At 53.6% G+C, this 4,362-nt stretch carries 7 protein-coding genes; all 7 read right to left on the minus strand.

The genetic code is table 11. The annotated features are described in order from the left end of the window. Positions 1 to 151: 151 nt before the first annotated feature. Positions 152 to 841 (minus strand): metallophosphoesterase, encoded by a 690-nt coding sequence (locus tag Q0L39_RS10900; RefSeq protein WP_296629135.1) that lies wholly within the window; start codon positions 839 to 841, stop codon positions 152 to 154. 108 nt (positions 842 to 949) lie between these two features. Further along, positions 950 to 1,150: a hypothetical protein gene (locus Q0L39_RS10905; RefSeq protein WP_296629136.1), complete on the minus strand. Its 201-nt coding sequence runs from the start codon at positions 1,148 to 1,150 to the stop codon at positions 950 to 952. Then, the gene (locus Q0L39_RS10910; RefSeq protein ID WP_296629138.1) at positions 1,147 to 2,079 is read right to left on the minus strand and encodes a membrane dipeptidase; all 933 of its coding nucleotides are present in this window, start codon (positions 2,077 to 2,079) and stop codon (positions 1,147 to 1,149) included. Before Q0L39_RS10910 ends, Q0L39_RS10905 begins: the two co-directional genes overlap by 4 nt. A 44-nt stretch (positions 2,080 to 2,123) precedes the next feature. After that, positions 2,124 to 2,492: a YraN family protein gene (locus tag Q0L39_RS10915; protein ID WP_296629139.1), complete on the minus strand. Its 369-nt coding sequence runs from the start codon at positions 2,490 to 2,492 to the stop codon at positions 2,124 to 2,126. Then, positions 2,485 to 3,138 carry a ribonuclease HII gene (locus Q0L39_RS10920; RefSeq protein WP_296629141.1) on the minus strand — a complete coding sequence of 218 codons (654 nt, stop codon included), beginning with the start codon at positions 3,136 to 3,138 and terminating at the stop codon, positions 2,485 to 2,487. Before Q0L39_RS10920 ends, Q0L39_RS10915 begins: the two co-directional genes overlap by 8 nt. 24 nt (positions 3,139 to 3,162) lie before the next feature. Beyond that, a complete protein-coding gene (locus Q0L39_RS10925; protein ID WP_296629142.1) occupies positions 3,163 to 3,480 on the minus strand; it encodes a hypothetical protein in 318 nt (105 codons plus the stop codon). 10 nt (positions 3,481 to 3,490) lie between these two features. Further along, on the minus strand, positions 3,491 to 4,362 hold an 872-nt coding region (ylqF, locus tag Q0L39_RS10930), incomplete at its 5' end, for a ribosome biogenesis GTPase YlqF (protein WP_296629143.1).

Here is a 4,362-nt window from a genome sequence, read left to right on the forward strand (position 1 = left end):
AGACAATCCCGGCGGTCATACCTCGATCGCAACAGCCCCTGCCCTCATCTTCAAAAAAGAACGGCACATTTTTATTCTTTGTAGAATGATCCAAACAATTATAGCATATTCTTTTTGGAAATTCCACCTGTTCAAGCCAATTTTTTGCGATTTATCCAATCTTTTTGGGGCAGAATCCGAGGAAATCTGACGAAACCATCTCCAGATGGACTCCCTGCCAGTCTCCCTGAAAGGCATGACGGCAGCCCTGGGCGTGGATATGCCCATAATAACAGCGGCGCACACCAAACTCCTGCATCACTTCCAGAAACTCCGGAATGCTGTCCTGCAAGAACACCGGCGGGTAGTGCAGAAACAAAATCTTTTCCTGATCGCCAAAGCGGCCGGCGTCCTGCAAGGAGGCGCGGATGCGTCCGGCCTCACGGGAGATGATCTTTTTGTCGTGCGCCTGTCCCTGTTCAAACATCCAGCCGCGGGAACCGCACAGGCTGAATCCCTCGGCGCTGATGCAGTTGTTGTGCAGGATGGAGAGGGTGGAAAATCCGTTTTCCTCCAAAAAGGCTTCCATCTTGGAACGGGTGGTCCACCAGTAGTCGTGGTTGCCCTTCATCAGAATCTTTTTGCCAGGAAGCGCCTGCAAAAAGGCAAAGTCCGCCTTTGCCTCCTCCAGGCTCATCCCCCAGGAAACATCCCCTGGGATGACAACGGTATCCTCTGGGCCGACGACGGCCTTCCAGTTTTCTTCCAGCCGCTGCATATAGTTTTTCCAGCCGCCAAAGATGTCCATCGGCTTATCGACCGACAGCGACAGGTGGGTATCTCCGATGACAAACAGTGCCATGTATCAGTTCCTTTCCTGAATCTCCGAAAAGATCCACTGCTGCGAAATATCTTTTCCTCTCAAAAAGTCATCGACGATGGTACGGTTGACGATCATTGTACACCCCTCCTAGTAGCGAACGGCACATTCTGTCCGTTTCTGCTGGGACACCACGCGGTATTTTACCTTGCGGGTCTTAAAGCGGTACGGGGCTTCCTCCTCCAAAAAGCGGTGGAACATAAAGATGCGGTCGCTGGTGGCATCCAGCGTCTTTGTGAGATTGGACGGGTCCAGTCCCATCTCCTCAAAGTAGTGTTTATTTCTCATCATCTGACATTTTCCTCAAAGAAGTGCAGCGCATTCTCAAACATAATCTTATCGACGATCCGACGGCTGATGCCGTTTTCCAGCATATAGTCGCCAAAGGACGCAAATTTTGCAGGGTTGTCCATCTGGCTTTCGATGCCGCCGTCAAAGTCGCTTCCGCAGGCGATGACATCCTCGCCGCCCAGCTCGAGCATCCGGTAAACATGGCGGAACAGCTCTGCCTTAGAATCCTTCATCTCCTCGTCCGAAACAAAGGCATGCAGCAGGTTTAAGCCTACCAGACCTTTGTGGTCAACGATGTACTTGAACATCTCCTCGGTGAGATTTCTCTTATGCGAACAGATCGAACGCAGGTTGGAGTGGGTTGCGATGATCGGTTTGGTTGCGATGCCGCCCATCAGCTGCTCCATGCTCTTGTCGTTGAGGTGGGATACATCGACGATGATGTTCTGTTTTTCCATCTCCTTGACAGCCTCTCTGCCAAAGTCGGTAAAGCCCATCTCCGGATTTTTGTTTCCCGAAGCCAGCTCGTTTTCACCGTTCCAGGTCAGAGTCATCATCTTGACGCCGTCTTTTGCAAGTTTTTCCACATTTTCCAGCTTGCCGTCCAGCACTGCTGCGCCCTCTACCGAGAGGATTGCCGCACATTTTTTCTTAGCGGTGATCTTCTCAATATCGGATGGAGTGTTGACCATCTCGACGATATCACTGTGTTCCCTGAGCATCTTGTGGAAATAAGCGCGGACACGCTCATAATATTCCACAGCAGCTGCTCCACGTTTGCTGTCTGGAATAAAGATTGCGAAGGTTTGACACCATTTCTCAATCTGAGGAAGATACTTTAAGCTCAGCTGGGTTTTATCGGTAAGCATATTCTCTCCCTTTTCTTCCATCCGTTCAATCGTATCACAATGCAGGTCAAACAGTTTCATATTCTTCATTCCTCTCCATTTAATGTTATGTAAAAGAAATTTCTTTAAAAAGCGTTCTGATAATAGTCGATTTGATCGACCGCTCCATCCTGCACCGTCACACATGCCACGTCAAACCGCGGCTGATAGCAGGAATAACTGGTGTGTGCAAGCAAAAACAGCTGTGCACAGTCAAACAGCCGGCGCTGCTTTTTCTCATTGACCGAAAAAGGTGCCGGCAGGGCCGTTCCCTTCTTGCGGGTTTTGACCTCCACAAAGGCAAGATAGCGGCCGTTGCAGGCGATGATGTCGATCTCCTCATGGTGTCCCTGGGTGGCATGATAATTGCGGGTGACCACAAAATAGCCTTGTTTGACAAGGTATTTTGCCACCGCATCCTCTCCCAGTTTTCCGGTGGAAAGGCGATCAGTCATCGTTTCCAAGCACCTTCTTTAAAAAGCTGCGGCGGTGCTGTGGAGTAATTCCATGGGCGGCGATACATTCATAGTGGAGCTTGGTCGGATAGCCCTTGTGCTTTGCAAAGCCATACTGCGGATAGAGCTTGTCCAGCTCCACCAGCTGCCGGTCCCTTGTTACCTTTGCCAGAATGGACGCCGCTGCAATCGACGCGGAATTGGCATCTCCCTTGATGACGGTGCGGGTGTTTTTCATCATCTTCGGGTCACGGTTGCCGTCCACCAGCAGGATGTCAGGATGCACCCCAAAGTCCTGCTTGAGATTTTCCACTGCACGTCCCATCGCCAGAAAGGTCGCCTGCAAAATATTGTGCTCGTCGATCTCCTGCGCACTTGCCTGACCGATTCCGTATGCCAGCGCATACTGACAAATCGGTTCAAACAGTGCCTCCCGCTTTTTTTCGGTGAGCTTTTTGGAGTCGTTCAAACCCGCAAGCAGCGGGCATTTTTCGAGCAGTTCTTCCTTGGGCGGCAGAATCACCGCCGCTGCCACCACCGGTCCGGCCAGAGGGCCTCGTCCTGCCTCATCCACGCCGCAGACCAGTGCAAATCCCTGCTCATGCACCTGTTGGTCAAATAAAAACAGATCGATTTGTTCGGTCATACGATTCCTCCTGCGCTCTATTGATTAAAACCGGCGCTGCAAAAGCCTTGTCGCCAGCATGCACACAAGTCCCGCTATAAATCCGATGCGGGTCATCCAAAGCCACAGCGGCGCTGTCACGAAAAAGTCGCCCAGCACTCCCAGTGCCGCTACCAGCAGCAGCACATAGCTTACTGTATAGCCGCGGATGAGAAATCGGGCGCACCGCTGCGGGTCGATGGCCTGTTCCAGTGCCTGCTGCACATAGTCAGGCGGAACCGGACGGCGCAGTTTGATCAGCTCAAGGACGATCATTCCTACTGCCAGTAACGCGATGACCAGCGCCATCTGCTGCATCTGCATCTTACTTCTCCTATTCTTCGTCCGGCTGTTCCTTGGCTGCGGTGTGCGGACGCTCCAGCGAGATGCGTCCGATCTTGCCCGCACGGAACTCATCCAGCACGGTGATGGCAGCGCGCTCGGTGTTGACCACGCCTCCTGGCAGCATCATGCCGCGCTTTTTGCCGACCAGCTCCAGAAGGTCGAACGGTTCCAGTCCTTCGCTGTCGCTCGGTGTGACCTTGAAACGTTCCTCCAGCAGCTTTGGATAGCGGCTGCGCAGCAGGTCCAGAAAGCGCATGGCAACCCACTCGAGGTCGTAGACGTCGTCCTTGATGGCGCCGGTGTACGCCAGGCGTTCGCCAACCTGTTTGTCGTCAAACTTTGGCCACAGTACACCAGGCATATCCAGCAGCTCGATGCCGTTTTCCAGACGCACCCACTGTTTGCCGCGGGTAACACCAGGACGGTCCTCCACCTTGACGCGCTTGCTGCCTGCCAGACGGTTAATCAGCGACGACTTGCCCACGTTTGGCACGCCGACGATCATCATGCGGATCGGACGGCTCTCCATACCCTTGGCTTTTCGCTTTGCCAGCAGGTCGGACAGGGTGTCGCGCACCGCCGGAACCAGCTCCTTCAAGCCTCTGCCCGAACGGCAGTCGAGCGCCAGTGTGCGCACGCCGTGGCTCTTGTAGTAATCCTGCCACTCCTTGGTGACGGCAGGATCGGCGATGTCCGCCTTGTTAAATACCACCAGACGCGGCTTGTCGCCTACAATCTTTTCGATTTCAGGGTTGCGGCTGCTCTTTGGGATACGGGCGTCACGCAGCTCCACCACGATGTCCACCAGCTTCAGGCTCTCCTTCATCACGCGGCGGGTCTTTGCCATGTGTCCCGGGAACC

Origin of the sequence: uncultured Negativibacillus sp., from assembly GCF_944388365.1 — a bacterium.
Classification (GTDB): Bacteria; Bacillota; Clostridia; order Oscillospirales; family Ruminococcaceae; genus Negativibacillus.